We start from the raw sequence: 17,012 nt of genomic DNA, 5'->3' as shown, positions 1-17,012 counted from the left end.
GGATCTCCGAGGTTGCTGACGGTGACGTTGGTGCCGAAACCGCCGGGCCACTGGTTGGTGACGGTGTAGGTGACCTGACATCCGGCGGCGGCGGCGGACGCGGCGTGCGTCCCCGCCACTCCGGCGGCGGCCGTCACCAGCGTGGCGACGGCGGCGGCCGACACGCTCAGGCGCCGGCGAAGAGAGCTGACATGTCGCACAGGAGTCTTCCGTTCTCACGGGATGTGACGTTCTCCGCGAGCGCGACTTCGCGCTCGCGTACCCGCGGGCCGATCCGGCTCGGCCCGCGTCCGGCTACGAGCTCGTGCAGGTGATGCCGCCGGGGGCCGCCGTGCCGCTGCCGTTGGCGGTGAATCCGAAGGTCGTCGAACCGCCGCCGGCGACGGCGCCGTTGTAGGGGGCGTTCCTGACGGTGACCGCACCGGTGGTGCCGGTGTTCACCCCGTTCCACAGGCTCGTGATCGTCTGCCCGCCGTTCAGCGTCATCGACACGGTCCAGCCGTTGAGCGCGGACGACCCGGTGTTGCCGACGGTCACCTCGGCCTGGAAGCCCGTGCCCCAGTCGTTCACCAGCCGGTACGTCGCCGTACAGCCGGCGGGCTGGCCGCTCGGCGTGGGCGACGGACTTGGCGTGGGCGTGGGCGTGGGCGTCGGGGTCGGCGTGGGCGTGGGCGTGGGGGTCGGGGTCGGGGTGGGGGTCGGCGAGGGGGTCGCGCCGCCGCTGACCCGGTAGACGACGGTGCCGTGCGCCGGCACGCTGGCCGAGATGGCGCCGGTGCTGGTGCTGGTCCCGTCGGTCCACGCGTCGCGCAGGGTGAACGAACCGCCGGACAGGCCGACCGCGGACGCGGTCGTGCTGATCGTGGTCGTGCTGCCGCCCTGGTTGAAGAGCGCGACCGCGACGTCGCCGTTGCTCAGATTCTTCGCCAGCACGCGACGGGTGCCGTCGTTGCTGATCTGACGCGCCTGCTGGGCGAGGGAGTCCTGATTAACGGCGATCAGGTTCTGGTTCTTGAGGATCGTCGTCGTCGCCGAGTCCATGCTGCGGATGTCGTTACCGGCGATGAGCGGTGAGGCCATCATCGCCCAGAGGGCGAAGTGGCTGCGCATCTCGGTGTCGTTCATGCCGCCCCGGCCGATCTCCATCATGTCGGGGTCGTTGAACGCCCCGGGCTTCGCGTACGACGCGAGGGGGACGGTGACGTTGACGATGTTCTGGATGCCCATCGGATAACCGTTGGTCTGACCGGTGTCCCACTTGTTGGTGATGTCCTCGGTCGTCCGCCACATGTTGGCGACATCGCCCCAGTTGCGCTGCGGCCCCGTCTTGGCGTGGATGCTGTTGGGGTTGATGCTGTAGACGATCTGCCGCCCGGTCGCCGCCAGCGCGTCGCGCATCTTCGCGAACGTGTTGACCTGGTCGGTGATGGTGCCGTTGGGCGAGCACCAGTCGTACTTCAGGTAGTCGACCCCCCAGGCGGCGAACTGCCTGGCGTCCTGGACCTCGTGCCCCTGGCTTCCGGTCGCCCCGGAGTAGCTGCCGAAGTACTGCGCGCAGGTCTTGTCCACCGGCACCTCGTAGAGGCCGAATTTCAACCCCTTGCCGTGCAGGTAGTCACCCAGCGCCTTCATGCCGCTCGGGAACCTCGACGGATTGCCCTGGAGGTTTCCGGACGAGTCACGCGTGGGGTTGAACCAGCAGTCGTCGACGACGACGTATTTGTAGCCGAGGTCGCGGAGGCCGGAGCTGACGATCGCGTCGGCCATCTGCTTGATCAGCGTCTCGGAGATGTTGCAACCGAACGTGTTCCAGCTGTTCCAGCCCATGGGGGGTGTGCGGGCCACCCCGTTCTCCAGGGCGCCGGCCTGGTCCTGCAGGGCGATCAGGCCGCCTATGAGGATGCCGGTGCCGAGCAGAGCTCTCACCTTGCGCACGGGTCCTCCTTGGGGTGAGCGAACGGATGTCTGGCGGAAGCGGGCGGATCGCCGCTTCCGGGCGGCCGGCACCGATGGCGCGGCGTCGGCCGCTCGTGAGGAACGACGAGGGTCAGGCGCCGGTGCAGGTGCCTCCGCCGCCACCTCGACATATGTAGACAGACGGGCAGACCGCGTGCTCGTCCTCGGCGGGAAGGAGGTGGGGTCCTCGTCGCACGTCGCGGGCCGGAGGAGGGAACCGTCGACGGCCGTGACGCGGCTCGGGTGCTGTTAGCGCTAACATTTCCTTTCGCGCACCGGGCCTTCTCTTCATCGGTGATTGGTGGTGGTGCGGCGGAGCAAATACGACGCCGCCCGGCCCCGTCAAGCCGTGCCCCCGGGCCTCCACCCCACGGGAGGCGCGCCACCGCCCTTACCGGCGCTGTCACGTCAGCCCACGACAGCCTGTGGTGAAAGTTTCAGTTGTGGTGTGGGCTCCCCGCGCGGACACCCTTTTGCGCCCGTGCCCCGGCTCCGCCCGACCTGGTGGCTGCGTCCTTCCAGCTCCACCGGAGATGTCCGGCACGACTCGCGCGGCCCGATCTGTGGGGTTCACGTCCGCCAGGCGGGCGATGGCCGCCGCAGGCGCGCCGGTTGACGAGGGTGAATCCCGCCCACTCAGGAGGAGTTCATGACCGACCGTCGTACACGTCGTCGCCTGCTCGCCGCCCTGGCGCTGGCCGCCGTCACGACCGCTGCCGTGCCATCCGCTCCGGGCTTCGCCGCCCCGGCCCGGCGGGTCCCCGTAAGGCCCGATCTCGTCCCCCCGGGCGCCGCCACCCCGGGGGCCCGCGCCGTAAGGGACGCCGTGGCCGAGCTGACGGGAGCCGGACTACCGGGCGCGGTCGCGCTGTCCGCGACGGCGGCACGGTCATGGCGGCCGCGAGCGGCTACGCGGACCTCGCCACGAGGCAACGCGCGACGCCGGGGGACCACCTCCGGGCCGGCAGCATCACGAAGATGTTCACCGCCACGGTGGTGCTCCAGCTGGTGGGCGAGCACCGGCTCCGCCTGGACGACACCGTCGAGCAGCGGTTGCCCGGGCTCGTGCGGAACGGCCGCGCCATCACGGTGCGCCACCTGCTCGACCACACCAGCGGCCTGTTCGGCTTTGACAACGATCCCCGGTTCCTCGCCCCCTACCTGCACGGCGAAGCATCCAGACCAACGCCTTCACCAGCGAGGACGGCGCCAGGCAGATTCTCCTGGCGACGAACTCGGATCCCGGCACCTGGAGCCCGGCGCAGACGCGGACCTGGCTGAAGGTCGCCAGGCGGTCCCTGTGCACCTGGGCGTCGGCAGGCGGCAGATGACGTGGTGCATCGCCACTCCGGGGTGCCGGGATCGACGGGATCAGTACCGGGCGCCGACGGGGGCCGGGATGGCGTCGAGCTCGGCGAGGTCCGACGGGGACAGGCGGACGTCCGCAGCCGCCGCGTTGTCGGCGAGGTACCTGGGGGTCTTGGTGCCAGGGATGGGGACGACGTGGGGGCCCTGGGCGAGGAGCCACGCGAGGGCGACCTGCGCGGGGGTGGCGCCGATCCGGTCGGCGACGACGCGCACCCCGGTCGCGATGTCGAGGTTGGCGCGCAGGTTGTCCTGCTGGAAGCGCGGCAGACGCCGGCGGTGGTCGTTGTGCGGCAGCTCGCCGAAGGAGGCGAAGCGGCCGGCGAGGAAGCCGCGGCCCAGAGGCGAGAACGGCAGGAAGCCGATGCCGTGCCGCTCGCAGTACGGCAGGACCTCGGCCTGGACGTCGCGGGTCCACAGGGAGAACTCGGACTGCACGGTGGTGACCGGGTGCACGGCCTGGGCGCGCCGGATCTCCTCGACGGTGACCTCCGACAGGCCCAGGTGGCGGGCCTTGCCGGCCGCGACGGCCTCCGCCATGGCGCCCCAGGACTCCTCGATCGGGACCGCGGGGTCGACGCGGTGGAGCTGGTAGAGGTCGACGTAATCGGTGCCCAGGCGGCGCAGGCTGGCGTCGATGGAGGCGCGGACATGCTCGGGCCGGCCGTCGCTCGCGATGACGGGGAGGTTGTCCTGGCCGCCGGTGGGGTCGACGACCACTCGGCCGACCTTGGTGGCGAGCACCGCGCGGTCGCGCCGGCCGGCGAGGGCGCGGCCGACGAGTTCCTCGTTGGTGTGGGGGCCGTAGACGTCAGCGGTGTCGATCAGAGTCACGCCCAGGTCGAGGGCCTGGTGGATGACGGACACCGACGTGGCGTCGTCCCGCGGGGTGGCCATGTCGTACATGAAGCTCATCCCCATCGCGCCCAGGCCGATGACGCCGACCTGCGGTCCGTGGGTGCCGAGCGTGGTGGTGCGCATGCTGTCTCCGCCTTCGTACGGGAGCCGGGGGGCTGCGTGGCCGCAGCCCCGAAGGAGCCGCCGGGGGACCGAGGTCCCGTGCGGCCTCCTCACCCTCACGCCTCCCGGCGTCGCGTTGCAGGCCGTGCCGTGCAGGGGAGCGGCGTGCCAGGCTGTGACAGGGCCCCCCACGGCCGGCTCAACCCGGTCAGCGGGCTGGCACACTGGCTGAGTGAGCTCTGACCAGCAAAGAAATGATCTGGCGGGGTTCCTGCGCGCCCGCCGCACCCAGCTCACCCCCGAGCGGGTCGGCCTCCCCGCAGGCCCGGGGCTTCGCCGTACCCCCGGGCTGCGCCGCGAGGAGCTCGCCACTCTCGCGGGGGTCAGCATCGACTACTACACCCGGCTGGAACGCGGTAAGGAGACCCATCCCAGCCCCGCCGTCGTCGACTCCCTGGCCCGCGCGCTCCGCCTGGAGGGCGACGAACACGAGCATCTGCGCCGGCTGGCCGCCCGGGCCGCGAGGAACGCCTCCGAGCCGCCCACCGCGCCCAGCCGCGCGGTGCGGCCCGGGGTCGCGCTTCTGCTGGAGAACCTGCGGCCGAGCCCCGCCTACGTCCTGAGCCGGACCCTCGACGTCCTCGCCGCCAACTCCGGCGGCCTGCACCTCTACGCGGGCATGGAGGGCTGGCCGGTGAAGCAGCGCAACCTCGCCCGCTACTACTTCCTCCACCCCGCCGCCCGCGGCCTGTTCCCCGACTGGGACACCCGGATCCGCAGCTGCGTCGCACGCCTGCGCGCCCTGGCCGGCACCGACCCCGACGCCCCCGACCTCGCCCAGCTCGTCGGGGAGCTGCTGTTGAAGAGCGCCGACTTCGCCAAGCTGTGGGAGCGCTACGACGTCCGCGCCCATCGCCCTGGCACGAAGCACTTCGTCCACCCGGAGGTCGGCGACCTCACGCTCGGCTACCAGTCCATGCAGCTCGACGGCACACCCGGCCATCGCCTGGTGGTCTACTACGCCGACGTCGCGAGCCCCGACCACGACGCCATGGTCCTGCTCGACATGCTCGGCGGCCGGCACGACCCCGAACCCGCCGACCGGGGCACCGGCACGGACGCGCGCGACCCGGCGCGCTGACTTCAGGTGGCCGCCGTACTCACCGAGGGGGTCGCGGCCGGAGTGGCGGGGCCGCCGGGGTGCGCCGGCTCGGCAGTGGCGAGCATGAACACGGTCGCGCCGACGGCGACGACCACGCCGGCCAGCAGCGTGTGCGCGCGGGCGCGGCGGAGCTTCGCGTGGATCTGCCAGACGTGGATGAAGTCGAGCAGACGGCGCTGGTAGGCGTCGGTGATCGCGATGTTGGCGCGGGTCCGCTCCAGGGCGCTCTCCCAGGCGCGGCGCCGTGCGGGATCGCCCTCCTCGGCGAGCTTGGCCCGCAGGCCGGCCGCGATCTGCCGGTGCCGCGTGAGGCCGGCCACGTCGCGGGCCACCGAGCCGTAGAAGGCCTCGGGCGAGCGGGCGATGAGTTCGCGAAGCGGCCGGAGCTCGGGCTCGTCCAAGGTGGCGAGTGTCGTGATGGGCGGGATCAGCACGTCGCTGGTGCGCCAGATCGCCCAGCCGACCCCGCAGAGCGCGACGAGCAGGCCGAGGCCCGCCAGGGCCGCGTGGCCGGCATCGGGCACCTTGCCGATGGCGACGAGCGGGCCGCCGCCGAGGAGCGCGGCCCCGACCGCGCCCGCGGAGGCGAGGATCCATTTGGCGGCCGCGCGCAGGTCGGGGATCGAGTCCAGTGGGGACGGCAGCGTCTGCTCGACGTCCGGCCGCGACGGGGGAGAGGTCACCGGTCGTCGTGCCCCTCGTCCTTGACCACGGGGCCCGGGCCGGGACCGTCGTCCGACAGCTCCAGGTAGGGCTGCCAGGCGCTGCCGTCGTAGAACTCCACTTCCCCGGTCTCGCTGATCCGCAGGGCGTTGACGGCGGGCGTCTGCTCGGGCGGGTTCCCCATTGGCCAGAGTATTCCAGGCTCGCGAGGGGTGTGCGAGAGTCCGTTCGGGGAGGGTCGGGGAGGGGAGGCAGCCGGTGGAGACGCTGCGGTTGGAGGTCCGCGACTTCCTGCGCACCGACTCGGGGATGGAGTGGCACTGGACGCTGCGCGACGCGGACGGGCGGGCGCTGGGGGAGCGGCGCGCGGCGCTGCCGGGCGACGACTGGCGCTACGACGCCTTCACCGATCTCCACGGCTACCTGCGCCGCTACGCGGGACCGTACGACGACCGGCAGGCCGGTGCCGAGGAGATCATCGCGCAGGTCGCCGCGTGGGTCGACGAGCACGCGTACGGCCCGCTGACCGGCGCTCTCGCGCGCCTGGCCCCCTGCGAGGTCGACATCCGGCTTCCCGGACAGGCGCACGCGCTCGCCTTCCTCCCTCTGGAGCTGCCGCTGCGCGCCCTCGGCGTGACCGTCTGCATGGACCTCGGCTTCCCGGCCGTCCGCATCGGCGGCGGGCGAGGGGCGCGGATCCTCGCGCTGTTCAGCCTGCCCGACGTGACGGCCGCGATGAACCTGCGCCGCGAGCGCCGCCGCATCGCCGGCCTGGTGGAGCGGCTCAGGGCCGGCGGGCGGGACGTGGAGCTGCGCGTGCTGCAGTACGGCGTCACCCGGCGGCGCCTGGCGGAGGCGATCTCCGAGGGCGGGTGGGACGTGCTGCACCTGTCGGGGCACGGGAGCGGCGGCCTCATCACCCTGGAGGCGGAGGACGGCGGGCGGGACCCCGTCTCTGGTGACGACCTGGCCGAGCTGCTCGCGCCGCTGAGCGGGGTGACGCGCCTGGTGTTCGCGTCCGCGTGCGAGTCGGCCACGCACGAGGCCCGGGCGGAGCTCCTCCGGCTCACCGATCCCGGGGGGCAGGGCTACCTGCAGGTCTACCGGCGCTCTCCCGGGGTCGCGCCCGCACTCGCGGAGCGGCTCGGCTGCCCGGTCATCGGCATGCGGTTCCCGGTGGCCGAGCCGTTCGCCGCCGGGCTCGCCGAAGACCTGTTCGCCGCGCTCCTCGACGAGGGGCTCTCCCTGGCCGAGGCCCTGTCCCCCGTCAGAGCCGGTCCGGATCCCCGGCACGCGCCGTCGGCCGCCGGTGTCACCGTGTTCGGGCGGGACGCCGCGGCCGTCCGCCTGACCGCGCCGGCCGGGGACGCCCGGCCGCCGCTCACCGCCGGCATCCCGGGCCCGCCGGAGCGCTTCGTGGGCAGGGTCGGCATGATGTCCCGCGCCAGCCGGGCCCTCGCCCCCGGCAGCGGGCTCCCGGCTGTGCTCTTCCACGGGATGGCCGGAGCCGGCAAGTCGTCGTGCGCGCAGGAGCTCGCCCACCTGCACGCGGGCGGATTCGACCAGGTCGTGTGGTTCGGCGTCCCGGACGAGCCCGCCGATCCGCTCATCACGCTGGCCGACCTGGTGATCGCGATGGAACAGGCCGTGGACGGCCTGCGCTTCGTCGAGCTCCTCGGCGACGCGGCGAGCCTCGCCGTCGAGCAGCGGGGGCTCGCGGCCAGGTTCGGCGAGAAGCGGCTGCTGCTCGTCGTCGACGGCTGCGAGCCGCTGCTCGACGCCGGCGGGGAGTGGCGTGACGAGCGCTGGCGGCTGCTCGTCGACATGCTCACCGGGCACACGGGACCGGCCAGAACCGTCCTCACGTCCCGTCATCGGCCGGCGGCGGTCGACCCGGACCGCGTCCTCGTCGAGACCGTGGACACGCTCCCGGAGGCGGAGGCCGCCCTCCTGGCGGCCGAGCTGCCCAACCTGGGCATGCTGGCTGCGGGCAGATCGCCGCTGCTCACGCCCGAGTACGCCGCCGGCCTGGCCCGCAGAGTCGTGGCGGCGGCGCACGGGCATCCGACGCTGCTGGAGCTCGCCGACGCGCAGGCGGCCACGCCCGAGGTCCTGCTTCCGCTGCTCGGCATGGCGGAGAGCGTGTGGGCGGGGCAGGCGGGCGACTATCTGAGTGTCCTGCGCTCGTGGACGCTGGAGGTGGTCGGCCGGCTCGCCGCCCCGCAGCGCCTCATGGCGCTCTTCCTCGCCTGTCTCGAACCCGCCGACCGTACCTCCGACACCGTCGCCCGGACGTGGAGCGGTGTCTGGCAGGCGTACGGCGAGGGCGAAACGCCCAGGGCCGTGGAGGCCGCGGGTCCCCTGGTCGGGCACGGGCTGGTCTCCATCGAGGGGGAGGACGCGGAACCGGGCCTCAGGTTGGGCGTTCACCCGGCCGTCGCCGCCGCGATCCGCGACCACGCCGACCCCGCCGTACGGGAGAGCATGGACCGGTCGCTGGCGCACGACCACGACGTCATGGCCCGCCAGGCGATCCGCCGGGCGGAGGAGGGCGGCAGCACGGCGGAGGCCGTCGCGGCCGCCAGGACGGCCCTGCCCTACCTGCTTCGGAGCGGAATGTGGGAGGAGGCCGCGTACCTCCTGGAGCCGCTGCTGCTGACGGACTACTCCCCGGAGACGCTCCGCTGGGCGCTGACGCCGCTCCGCCGGTGCGCCGGGGCTCTGGAGGGGACCGAGCTTGAGATTCCCGTCAGGGCGAACCTGGCCCGGGCGTTGCAGGCGGTCGACTCCCGCGCGGCCGGGGACCTCCTGTCGTCCCTCTACACGGCCGCCCTGGAGAAGGGGGACGACGCGGCGACCGTGGCGGCCTCCGGCGACCTGATCGACATGTGGCTGGTGAGCGGGCGGGTGGCCGAGGCCCTGGCCCTGGCCGACCGGACGGTCGCGCACACCGACCGGCGTGACCTGTGGATGCGGATCGCCGTCCGGGCGCAACGCCAGCGCATCCTCCTCGCGCTGGGCAGGGCGGAGGAGGTCCTGCCCGAGGTGTACCGGTTGATGGAGGAGGCGGGCGGCCCCCCGGAGGCCGGTGGACACGAGAGGGGCGGCCAGGTCAGGCCCTGGGCGGCGTGGGAGATGCTGCTGAGGTCCGGCCAGGTCGCGGCCGGCAACCTCGGCAGAGGCGAGGAGTCGCTGGAGCTGGGCGGCCGGATCGTACGGTCCCAGCTGCGACGGGGCGCGAGCGAGCTCGACCTCGCGCGGACGCGTTTCGAGAACTCCGCCGTGCTGATCGGCATGGGACGGCACGACGAGGCGCTGCAGGAGCTCCATCACTGCCGGCAGGTGTTCGAGAAGGCGCGGGACAAGGAGTATCTCGGGAAGACGCTCGGCGCGCTCGCCGCCGTCCGGATGGCCCTCGGTCACGAGGAGCCCGCGCTGTCCATCGGCGCCGACGCCCTGCGCTACTCCTACCTGGCGGGCAACGCCCACGACATCGCCATCGCGCACAACAATCTCGGGGTGTTCCGGTTCCTCCAGGGCCGGCCCGGGTCGCTCACGCACCTGCTCGCCTCGGCGCTCCTCGCGGCCCTGGCCGGCCGGACGGGCGTGGACACCACCCTGCGTGTGGCGGCCGCCCGGATGAGCGGCGCCGTCCCCGACCGGGTCGCCGCCTCCCCGGCGGAGCTGTGCGCCGCGGCGGGCGGCCCGCTCGCCGCGGCGCTCGACCGGATCGGGTCCCCGCGGGAGCAGGAGGAGGCTTTCGACGTCGTCGTCCACCGGCTGCTGCCCGCCGCCGTCGCGCAGCTCGCCCCCTACCTGGTCATGTGGGACACCGTCCTGGAGGGCATGCACGCGGCGGCCGGCGGCGACCACGAGGCCGAGACCATGGTCCGGGTGACGTTCGCCGACAACGAGGACTACCAGGACCTCATCACCGCGCTGCGGGCGATCGCGGCGGGACAGCGGCACAGCGGCGTGCTGTCCGGGCTGGGCGTCACCGAGCTCGCCGTCGCCCGCCGGGCGATGGACGTATTCGACGGACGCGTCCGGCTGCCCGCCCAGCTGTGGCGGTCGATGCCCGTCGCCACCCTGCTGTTCCGGGCGGTGGCGGCGGCGCTCGGGGACGCCGACGCGGCCCAGGCCGTGGCGGACGAGCTGCTCCTCCGGGAGAGCGACCACCTGCTGGCAGGCGTCGTCGACACCCTGCCGAAGGTGCTCGCGGGGGAGCGGGGGCCGCGGTTGCTCGACGGGCTGACCCCGGCCCACGCCGCCGCGGTCGCCGCGGTCCTCGACCGGATCGAGGCGGCCGAGCGCCCGGTCTGAACGACGCCGCGGCGCCCGCACGCCCGGTCTGAACGACGCCGCAGCGCCCGCGCGCGCCCTATGCCGTACGCGGACGCGGAGACGACGATCCGGCCGCGTCCACCGGCGACGTCATCCGTCGTCCTGCGCCAGCACGCGCTGGGCGACGGCGAACGCGGCGTTGGCGGCGGGCACCCCGCAGTAGATCGCGGTCTGCAGCAGCACCTCCTTGATCTCGCCGGTCGTGAGCCCGTTGCGCCGGGCGGCGCGCACGTGCATGGCGAGCTCCTCCATATGCCCGCACGCCACCAGGGCGGTGAGCGTGACGCAACTGCGGGTCTTGCGGTCGAGACCGGGCCGGGTCCAGATCTCGCCCCAGGCGTACCGGGTGATGAGGTCCTGGAAGTCGGCGGTGAACTCGGTGGTCGCGGCCTGGGCGCGGTCGACGTGCGCGTCGCCCAGCACCTCCCGGCGCACCCGCATGCCGTCCTCGTGACTCACGCCGTCCTCCAGGTCGCGCGCAGGTGCCGGACGATCGCCGCGGTCACGACGTCCGGGCGTTCCACACCGGCCAGGTGGGCGGCCCCCGGCACCACCACCAGCTCCGCGGCCGGGATGCCGACGGCCAGGACCTCCGCGTCCGGGAGCGGGGTCGCCCGGTCCTCGGCCCCGGCGATCACCAGCGTCGGGGCGCGGACCTGTCCGAGCCTGCCGCGCGCGTCGAACGCCGCCAGGGCGTCGCAGCACGCGGCGTAGCTCTCCGGATCGACACCGCGCAGCGTGTCGAGGTGGCGCTCGGCCTCGGAAAAGGCAGCCGTGAACCACCGCGACCTCAGCGCCGTCGCCAACGGCGCCGTGCCCTCCCTGCGGACCAGCGCGGCGCGCTCGCGCCAGCTCTCCGGGGTGCCGAACCGGGCGGAGGCGCAGCACAGGACGAGGCTGCCGGCCCGGCCGGGTGCGAGCAGCGCCAGCGCGGTCCCGACCGCCCCGCCCAGCGACACCCCCGCGTACGCGACCGCGTCCAGCCCGTGCCGGTCCAGCAGCGTCAGCACGCCGGCGGCGAGATCGTCCACGGTGAAGCCCGACGCCGCCGGCGACCCCCCGTGGCCGGGCAGGTCGTAGCGGAGGACGCGCCAGGTACGCGTGAGCACCTCCGCCTGCGGGTCCCACAGCCCCAGCGTCGTGCCGAGCGAGGGCCCGAGGACGACCACCGGGGCGTCCGGCGGCCCGTCGAGGCGGTGGTGCAGGATCATGAGCCGTCCCTCCGGTGCCGGTGCAGCGCCCGGTCGACCAGGGCGGGCGCCGAGCCGACGCCGAGGTCCTCGTCGTGCTCGGCCAGCAGCGCGCACAGCTCGTCGAGGTTGCGCCGCATGCGCTCGGGGAACACCTCGAGCCCCTCGGCCAGTTCGGCGGCCGTCTCGGCCGCGCCGCCCGCCAGGCGCAGGCACTCGCGCAGCGGCTGCCACTCGGCGTGCCAGCTCCCCGCAGCCCGCTCGTGCTCGGCGACCCGCGAGGCCAGCAGGATCTGCGCCTGGGCGGGCACCTGCAGCGCGGCTGCCCGGATCATCGTGGCGAGCACCGGGTTGCGCTTGTGCGCCATCGCCGACGACCCGCCCCGGCCCGGCACGGAGGGCTCGGCCACCTCGCCCACCTCGCTCTGCGCGAGCAGGATCACGTCGACGGCGAGCTTGCCGAGCGCCCCCGCGACGGCGGCGAGCGCGGCGGCCAGGTCGGTCACCGGCGTGCGCAGCGTGTGCCAGGGCAGCACCGGCTCCGCCAGCCCGGTCTCCGCCGCGAACAACGGCAGCAGGCCGAGCGCGCCGTCCCCGTATCCGGCCATCGTGCCGGCCGCTCCACCGAGCTGCACCGGCGGACGCAGCGCCGCCAGGCGGTCGCGCGCGTCGGCGCAGCCGGCCAGCCACCCGGCCGCCTTCAGCCCGAACGTGGTCGGGACGGCCTGCTGCCCGAGCGTACGGCCCGCCATCGGCGTGGAGCGGTGGTCGGCGGCCAGCCGGGCCAGCGCGGCGAGCACCCGGTCGAGGTCGGCCAGGATCAACCGCCGGGTCCGTACGGCCACCAGCATGGCGGCCGTGTCGAGGATGTCCTGGCTCGTCGCCCCGTGATGCAGAAAGGTGCCCGCCTCGCCCGCGGCGGCCCGCAGGTCCGCGACCAGCGGCACGACGGGATTGCCCGCGTCCCTGGCGCGGCGGGCCAGGCCTGCGACGTCGAAGCGTTCCGGGGCGGCCGCCGCCGCTATGGCCGCGGCGGCCCGCTCCGGGATCACGCCGAGGCGGGCCTGCGCCCGCGCGAGGCCGACCTCGGCGTCCAGCATGGCACGCAGCCAGGCGGGGTCGGCCGTGGCCGCCTCCGCCCGCGTGCCCGCCCGGACCGGGGACAGGAGCCCTTCGTCAGAACTCAAGGAAGACCGTCTCCTCCTCGCCCTGCAGCCGTACGTCGAACCGGTAGACGTCCTGCCCCTCGCGGCGCGCGAGCAACGTCGCCCGGCGGGCGGGGTCCAGCGCGTCGAGCGGGGGGCCGGGGACGCCGGCGAGGTAGACGCGGGTCCGCACCGGCTTCAGCAGGCCCCGCGCGAAGACCAGCAGCGCCAGGTACGCACGGGCCGGGGGCGCCGTGCGGAACCGGTAGGAGCCGTCGGGCGCGGTGCCGCACCGGCCGAAGCCCGACACACCCGCTCCGGCGCGGCCGAGCGCGCCCCGGTCGCCGGGGTCGCCCGTCCACAGTTCGAGGAGGGCGTCGGGCACCGGCTCCCCGGCGCCGTCCAGCACCCGGCCGGTGATCGTGACGGCCCCCGGATGCCCCTCGGGCACGAGTTCCCAGTCGCCCGGGTACGGCAGGGCGAACCCGAAGAACGGGCCGACGGTCTGCGAAGGGGTGGTCACGCCTCCTCCATCGGGGTGTGGCCGAGCACGACGTCCCACCGGTACCCGAGGGCCCACTCGGGCTCGGTCACCGCCAGGTCGAGGGCGGAGACCAGCCGCGCGCGGGCGGCGCCGGGGACCGACTTAAGGATCGGGTCGAAGGAGAACAGCGGATCGCCGGGGAAGTACATCTGCGTCACCAGGCGCTGGGTGAACGCGGTGCCGAACACCGAGAAGTGGATGTGCGCCGGCCGCCAGGCGTTGTGGTGGTTGCGCCAGGGATAGGCCCCCGGCTTGACCGTGACGAACCGGTAGCGGCCCTCGTCGTCGGTCAGGCACCGGCCGGCGCCGGTGAAGTTGAGGTCGAGCGGCGCGGGATGCCGGTCGCGCTCGTGGGCGTAGCGGCCGGCGGCGTTGGCCTGCCAGATCTCCACCAGCGTACCCGGCACCGGCCGGCCGGACGCGTCGAGGATCCGCCCGGTGACGACGATCCGCTCGCCGATCGGCTCGCCCGCGCCGCCCGACGTCAGGTCGGCGTCGAGCGGGTCCACCTCGCTGCGGCCGAAGACGGGACCGGTCAGCTCGGCCGCCTCCGGGTCCTTGTCCATCGCGAGCGGCGGATGGGACGGCGCCCGCAGGACCGTGCTCGCGTAGTCCGGATGCAGATAGGGCGGGTGCGTCACGAGGTCTCCTCTCGGTAGGGCAGGCCGACGTAGTTCTCCGCCAGGGTGGTCCCGCCCGCCTCCGACGACGTCACGTAGTCGAGGTGGGAGGTCTGCAGCCGCCGGGCGTAGGCGTCGTCGGAGTCGAACGTGTGCAGCAGCGTGGTCATCCACCACGAGAAGTGCTGCGCCCGCCAGACCCGCGGCAGGCACGCCTCCGAGTAGCCGTCCAGCGCTCCGGTCGAGCCGTCGGCGAAGAAGGGGACCAGCGCCTCGGTCAGCACCCGCACGTCGGCCACGGCCAGGTTGAGCCCCTTCGCGCCGGTGGGCGGCACGATGTGCGCCGCGTCCCCGGCCAGGAACAGCCTGCCGTACTGCATGGGCTCGGCCACGTAGCCGCGCATCGGCGTGATGCCCTTCTCGACGATGTCGCCGGTCGTGAGGGCGAAGCCGGGAACGGTCTCCAGCCGCGACCGCAACTCGGCCCAGATCCGCTCGTCGGGCCACGCGGAGAGCTGTTCGTCCGGGGCGACCTGGAGGTAGAAGCGGCTGATCTCCGGCGAGCGCATGCTGTGCAGGGCGAAGCCGCGCTCGGTCCGCGCGTAGATCAGCTCTTCCGACGACGGCCGCACTTTCGCGAGGATGCCGAGCCAGGCGAACGGGTAGTCGCGGTGGTACTCGGTCAGCACCCCCTCGGGGATCGAGGGCCGGGAGACGCCGTGGAAGCCGTCGCACCCCGCGACCACGTCGCAGCCGAGCCGCCGGGCCGTCCCACCGGCGTCGGTGAAGGTCAGGTACGGCCGGTCGCCGGCCAGGTCGTGCACCGCCACGTCGTCCACCTCGAAGCGGACGTCGCCTCCGGCCGCCAGCCGGGCGGCGATCAGATCCTTGACGACCTCCTGCTGCCCGTACACGGTGATGGCCCGGCCCGGCACCAGCCGCTCGAAGGCGATGCGGTGGCCCGCGCCGCCGTACCGCAGCTCGATCCCGCGGTGGACGAGCCCCTCCCGCTTGAGCCGCTCGCCCACGCCGGCGTCGGCGAGGGTGTCCACCGTGCCCTGTTCGAGCACTCCCGCGCGCACCCGCCGCTCGACGTACTCCCGGCTGCGGCGTTCGAGCACGACGGACTCGATGCCCCGCAGATGGAGCAGATGGGAGAGCAGCAGGCCGGCCGGTCCGGCTCCGATGATCCCGACCTGTGTTCGCATGCCCACGAGCATCGGGAGCGGGGCACGGCGAGCGTAGGCTTGGCTTCCAGCCAGTGGAAGACAGCGGATTGTTTCCTGAGCGAGGGGCACCATGCCGGGTGGCGCGCGCGAGACGGGACGTACGGTGACCTCCCGGGCCCTGGCCATTCTCGGCGCGTTCGACGCCGGCCACCCGCGGCTCACGCTCACGGAGATCGCCGAGCGGACCGGCATGGCGCTGAGCACCGTCCACCGGCTGGCCGGGGAGCTGGAGGAGTGGCGCGCCCTGCGCCGCGGCGCGGACGGGCGCTTCCAGATCGGCCGCCGAGTCTGGGAGCTCGGGCAGCTCGCGCCCGACCCGCTGCAGGAGGTGGCGCATCCCTGGCTGCAGGAGCTGCTCGGCGGCACCGGCGAGAACGTCCACCTGGCGGTGCGCGACGGGGTCGAGGTGCTCTACGTGGACAAGGTGTACGGCAAGCGCGCCGTGCCCATCGTGTCGCGCACCGGCGGCCGTCTGCCCATGCACCCGACCGGCGTCGGCAAGGCGCTGCTCGCCTTCGAGCCGGGCTGGTTCGTCCGCTCCTACCTGTCCCGGCCGCTGGAGCGGCCGACCCCGCGCACGATCACCGAGCCCGGCCGGCTGGCCCGCGAGCTGGCTCAGGTGCGCGCACAGGGGTACGCCACCACGCACGAGGAGATGACGCTCGGGTCGTGCTCGGCGGCCGCGCCGGTGCTGGCCGGGGACCGGGCCGTCGCGGCCGTGGGGATCGTGGTCTCCTCGTGGCGGGTGCGCGAACTGCCCCGCCTGATCGATCCGCTGCTGACCGTCGCGGCAGGCATCGCCGTCGACTACCAGGCCGCCGTGACCGGTCACCGCCGGTCGTCGCACTGAGATCGCCGCCGGGGGACCGTCCTGCCCGGGCGGCCGGGCCGGCTGTACCCGCGCGCGGCCACCACCCACAGGTCGGCCGCCGGGCCGCGGTGCCGGCCGCCGGGCGGTCGCGCGATGGTCTCGGTCCGCTCGTGCACATCCCGCTGCTCCTTCGCAGGAGCGTTGCTGCCTTCCTGCTCAACGAGGAGAGAGCGACGGGGTGAGCGCGGCGATGGCATCGAGGATGCGATCGAGTCCGTGCCGGAAGCGTTCCTCGGGGGCGAGGTGGGCGGTGCGGGAGTCGAGAACCGATCGGTTGAACAGGGGGAAGGCGCCGGATTCGACGACCTGGCGGACGTACGGTCCCATGTAGTCCCGCTTCCAGCGCTCGGGGTCCAGGCCGGTGCGGCGGGCCTCCTCCAGCCACCCGATCTCGCGGCGGATCGCGCTGTGCACGTAGTCATTCAGCATGCCGACGAAGCCGGTTACGTCGTCGATGTGGAGTTCGGTCCCCTTGAAGGCGCCGAGTGCGAACTCGTGCACGCGCAGCAGGTTGGGGCCTAGCGTGGGCCGACTGGTGAGCAGCGCGATCAGCCAGGGATGGCGTAGGCCGGCGGCGCGGACCTGCCGGGCCAGCAGCGTCAGGTCGCCGCGCCAGTCACCGGACGGGCCGTCGGGGAGCTCGATCCCGCTCATCGCCAGGTCGATCATGAGGTCGAACAGGTCGTCGCGCCGAGGTATGTAGCGGTAGAGCGACATGGCGCCGGTGCCCAGCTCGCTCGCGATGCGCCGCATGGTCGCGGCCTCCACTCCTTCGGCGTCGGCTATCCGGACGGCCGTTCTGGTGATCTGCCGGCGGCTGAAGCCGGGGCGCCGTCCCGGGCCGGAGCGCTCGTGCCCTTCCGGCTGCATCCAGATGCTGGTCGCTCCCTCGCCGGCCATGCACATCCCTTCCCTTCCATTTGCGTACATGGTACCTGAATGGTTATGGTCCATTTCACGTAC

The 17,012-nt window shown here is 73.8% G+C and carries 17 protein-coding genes; 4 read left to right on the top strand and 13 right to left on the bottom strand.

Features of this window, described 5'->3' with window-relative positions; translation table 11 throughout:
• Positions 1-200: cellulose binding domain-containing protein (locus Mco01_RS31580; RefSeq protein ID WP_239104046.1), on the bottom strand; the 200-nt coding region annotated here is incomplete at its 3' end.
• 94 nt (positions 201-294) lie between these two features.
• Positions 295-1,935, bottom strand: a complete 1,641-nt coding sequence (locus tag Mco01_RS31575; protein ID WP_204060505.1) for a cellulose binding domain-containing protein — start codon at positions 1,933-1,935, stop codon at positions 295-297.
• A gap of 525 nt (positions 1,936-2,460) precedes the next feature.
• On the opposite strand from Mco01_RS31575, the gene Mco01_RS39930 reads away from it, so the two are divergent.
• Entirely contained in the window at positions 2,461-3,237 is a 777-nt protein-coding gene (locus Mco01_RS39930; RefSeq protein WP_307825706.1) for a serine hydrolase domain-containing protein, read from the top strand.
• 90 nt (positions 3,238-3,327) lie between these two features.
• On the opposite strand, the gene Mco01_RS31565 is transcribed toward Mco01_RS39930, so the two are convergent.
• Complete coding sequence (locus tag Mco01_RS31565; protein WP_204060503.1) at positions 3,328-4,302, bottom strand: aldo/keto reductase; 975 nt, start codon at positions 4,300-4,302, stop codon at positions 3,328-3,330.
• A gap of 211 nt (positions 4,303-4,513) precedes the next feature.
• Between Mco01_RS31565 and Mco01_RS31560 the strand changes: the two genes are divergently transcribed.
• A complete protein-coding gene (locus Mco01_RS31560) occupies positions 4,514-5,422 on the top strand; it encodes a helix-turn-helix transcriptional regulator (protein WP_239104045.1) in 909 nt (302 codons plus the stop codon).
• A 2-nt stretch (positions 5,423-5,424) separates the two neighbouring features.
• Here the strand turns inward: Mco01_RS31560 and Mco01_RS31555 are convergent, their stop codons facing one another.
• Entirely contained in the window at positions 5,425-6,126 is a 702-nt protein-coding gene (locus Mco01_RS31555; RefSeq protein ID WP_204060502.1) for a hypothetical protein, read from the bottom strand.
• The gene (locus Mco01_RS31550; RefSeq protein ID WP_204060501.1) at positions 6,123-6,290 is read right to left on the bottom strand and encodes a hypothetical protein; all 168 of its coding nucleotides are present in this window, start codon (positions 6,288-6,290) and stop codon (positions 6,123-6,125) included. Before Mco01_RS31550 ends, Mco01_RS31555 begins: the two co-directional genes overlap by 4 nt.
• A gap of 74 nt (positions 6,291-6,364) precedes the next feature.
• Between Mco01_RS31550 and Mco01_RS31545 the strand changes: the two genes are divergently transcribed.
• Positions 6,365-10,429: a CHAT domain-containing protein gene (locus Mco01_RS31545; RefSeq protein ID WP_204060500.1), complete on the top strand. Its 4,065-nt coding sequence runs from the start codon at positions 6,365-6,367 to the stop codon at positions 10,427-10,429.
• Between the two features lie 111 nt (positions 10,430-10,540).
• On the opposite strand, the gene pcaC is transcribed toward Mco01_RS31545, so the two are convergent.
• From pcaC to pobA, 6 genes are read right to left on the bottom strand one after another with little or no spacing between them, the layout of a single operon-like run.
• The gene (gene pcaC / locus Mco01_RS31540; protein WP_239104044.1) at positions 10,541-10,909 is read right to left on the bottom strand and encodes a 4-carboxymuconolactone decarboxylase; all 369 of its coding nucleotides are present in this window, start codon (positions 10,907-10,909) and stop codon (positions 10,541-10,543) included.
• Positions 10,906-11,661 carry an alpha/beta fold hydrolase gene (locus Mco01_RS31535; RefSeq protein WP_204060499.1) on the bottom strand — a complete coding sequence of 252 codons (756 nt, stop codon included), beginning with the start codon at positions 11,659-11,661 and terminating at the stop codon, positions 10,906-10,908. Before Mco01_RS31535 ends, pcaC begins: the two co-directional genes overlap by 4 nt.
• Positions 11,658-12,827, bottom strand: coding sequence for a 3-carboxy-cis,cis-muconate cycloisomerase (pcaB, locus tag Mco01_RS31530; RefSeq protein WP_204060498.1), 1,170 nt, complete (start codon positions 12,825-12,827; stop codon positions 11,658-11,660). Before pcaB ends, Mco01_RS31535 begins: the two co-directional genes overlap by 4 nt.
• The gene (locus tag Mco01_RS31525; RefSeq protein ID WP_204060497.1) at positions 12,817-13,308 is read right to left on the bottom strand and encodes a dioxygenase family protein; all 492 of its coding nucleotides are present in this window, start codon (positions 13,306-13,308) and stop codon (positions 12,817-12,819) included. The genes pcaB and Mco01_RS31525 overlap by 11 nt, the downstream gene beginning before the upstream one ends.
• Positions 13,305-13,970, bottom strand: coding sequence for a protocatechuate 3,4-dioxygenase subunit beta (pcaH, locus tag Mco01_RS31520; RefSeq protein WP_204060496.1), 666 nt, complete (start codon positions 13,968-13,970; stop codon positions 13,305-13,307). Before pcaH ends, Mco01_RS31525 begins: the two co-directional genes overlap by 4 nt.
• Complete coding sequence (pobA, locus tag Mco01_RS31515) at positions 13,967-15,157, bottom strand: 4-hydroxybenzoate 3-monooxygenase (protein ID WP_204060495.1); 1,191 nt, start codon at positions 15,155-15,157, stop codon at positions 13,967-13,969. Before pobA ends, pcaH begins: the two co-directional genes overlap by 4 nt.
• 124 nt (positions 15,158-15,281) lie before the next feature.
• Here pobA and Mco01_RS31510 point away from each other — a divergent pair, with 124 nt between their 5' ends.
• Positions 15,282-16,028: an IclR family transcriptional regulator gene (locus Mco01_RS31510; RefSeq protein WP_239104043.1), complete on the top strand. Its 747-nt coding sequence runs from the start codon at positions 15,282-15,284 to the stop codon at positions 16,026-16,028.
• Here Mco01_RS31510 and Mco01_RS31505 read toward each other — a convergent pair.
• A complete protein-coding gene (locus Mco01_RS31505) occupies positions 16,007-16,165 on the bottom strand; it encodes a hypothetical protein (RefSeq protein ID WP_204060493.1) in 159 nt (52 codons plus the stop codon). The genes Mco01_RS31510 and Mco01_RS31505 overlap by 22 nt on opposite strands.
• Positions 16,166-16,205: 40 nt before the next feature.
• Positions 16,206-16,949, bottom strand: coding sequence for a TetR/AcrR family transcriptional regulator (locus tag Mco01_RS31500; protein ID WP_204060492.1), 744 nt, complete (start codon positions 16,947-16,949; stop codon positions 16,206-16,208).
• Positions 16,950-17,012 lie beyond the last annotated feature (63 nt).

This window comes from Microbispora corallina (assembly GCF_016863035.1).
Taxonomy (GTDB): Bacteria; Actinomycetota; Actinomycetes; order Streptosporangiales; family Streptosporangiaceae; genus Microbispora; species Microbispora corallina.
The sequence above is the reverse complement of the archived record's forward strand: the minus strand, read 5'-3'. Positions and strand labels throughout refer to the sequence as shown.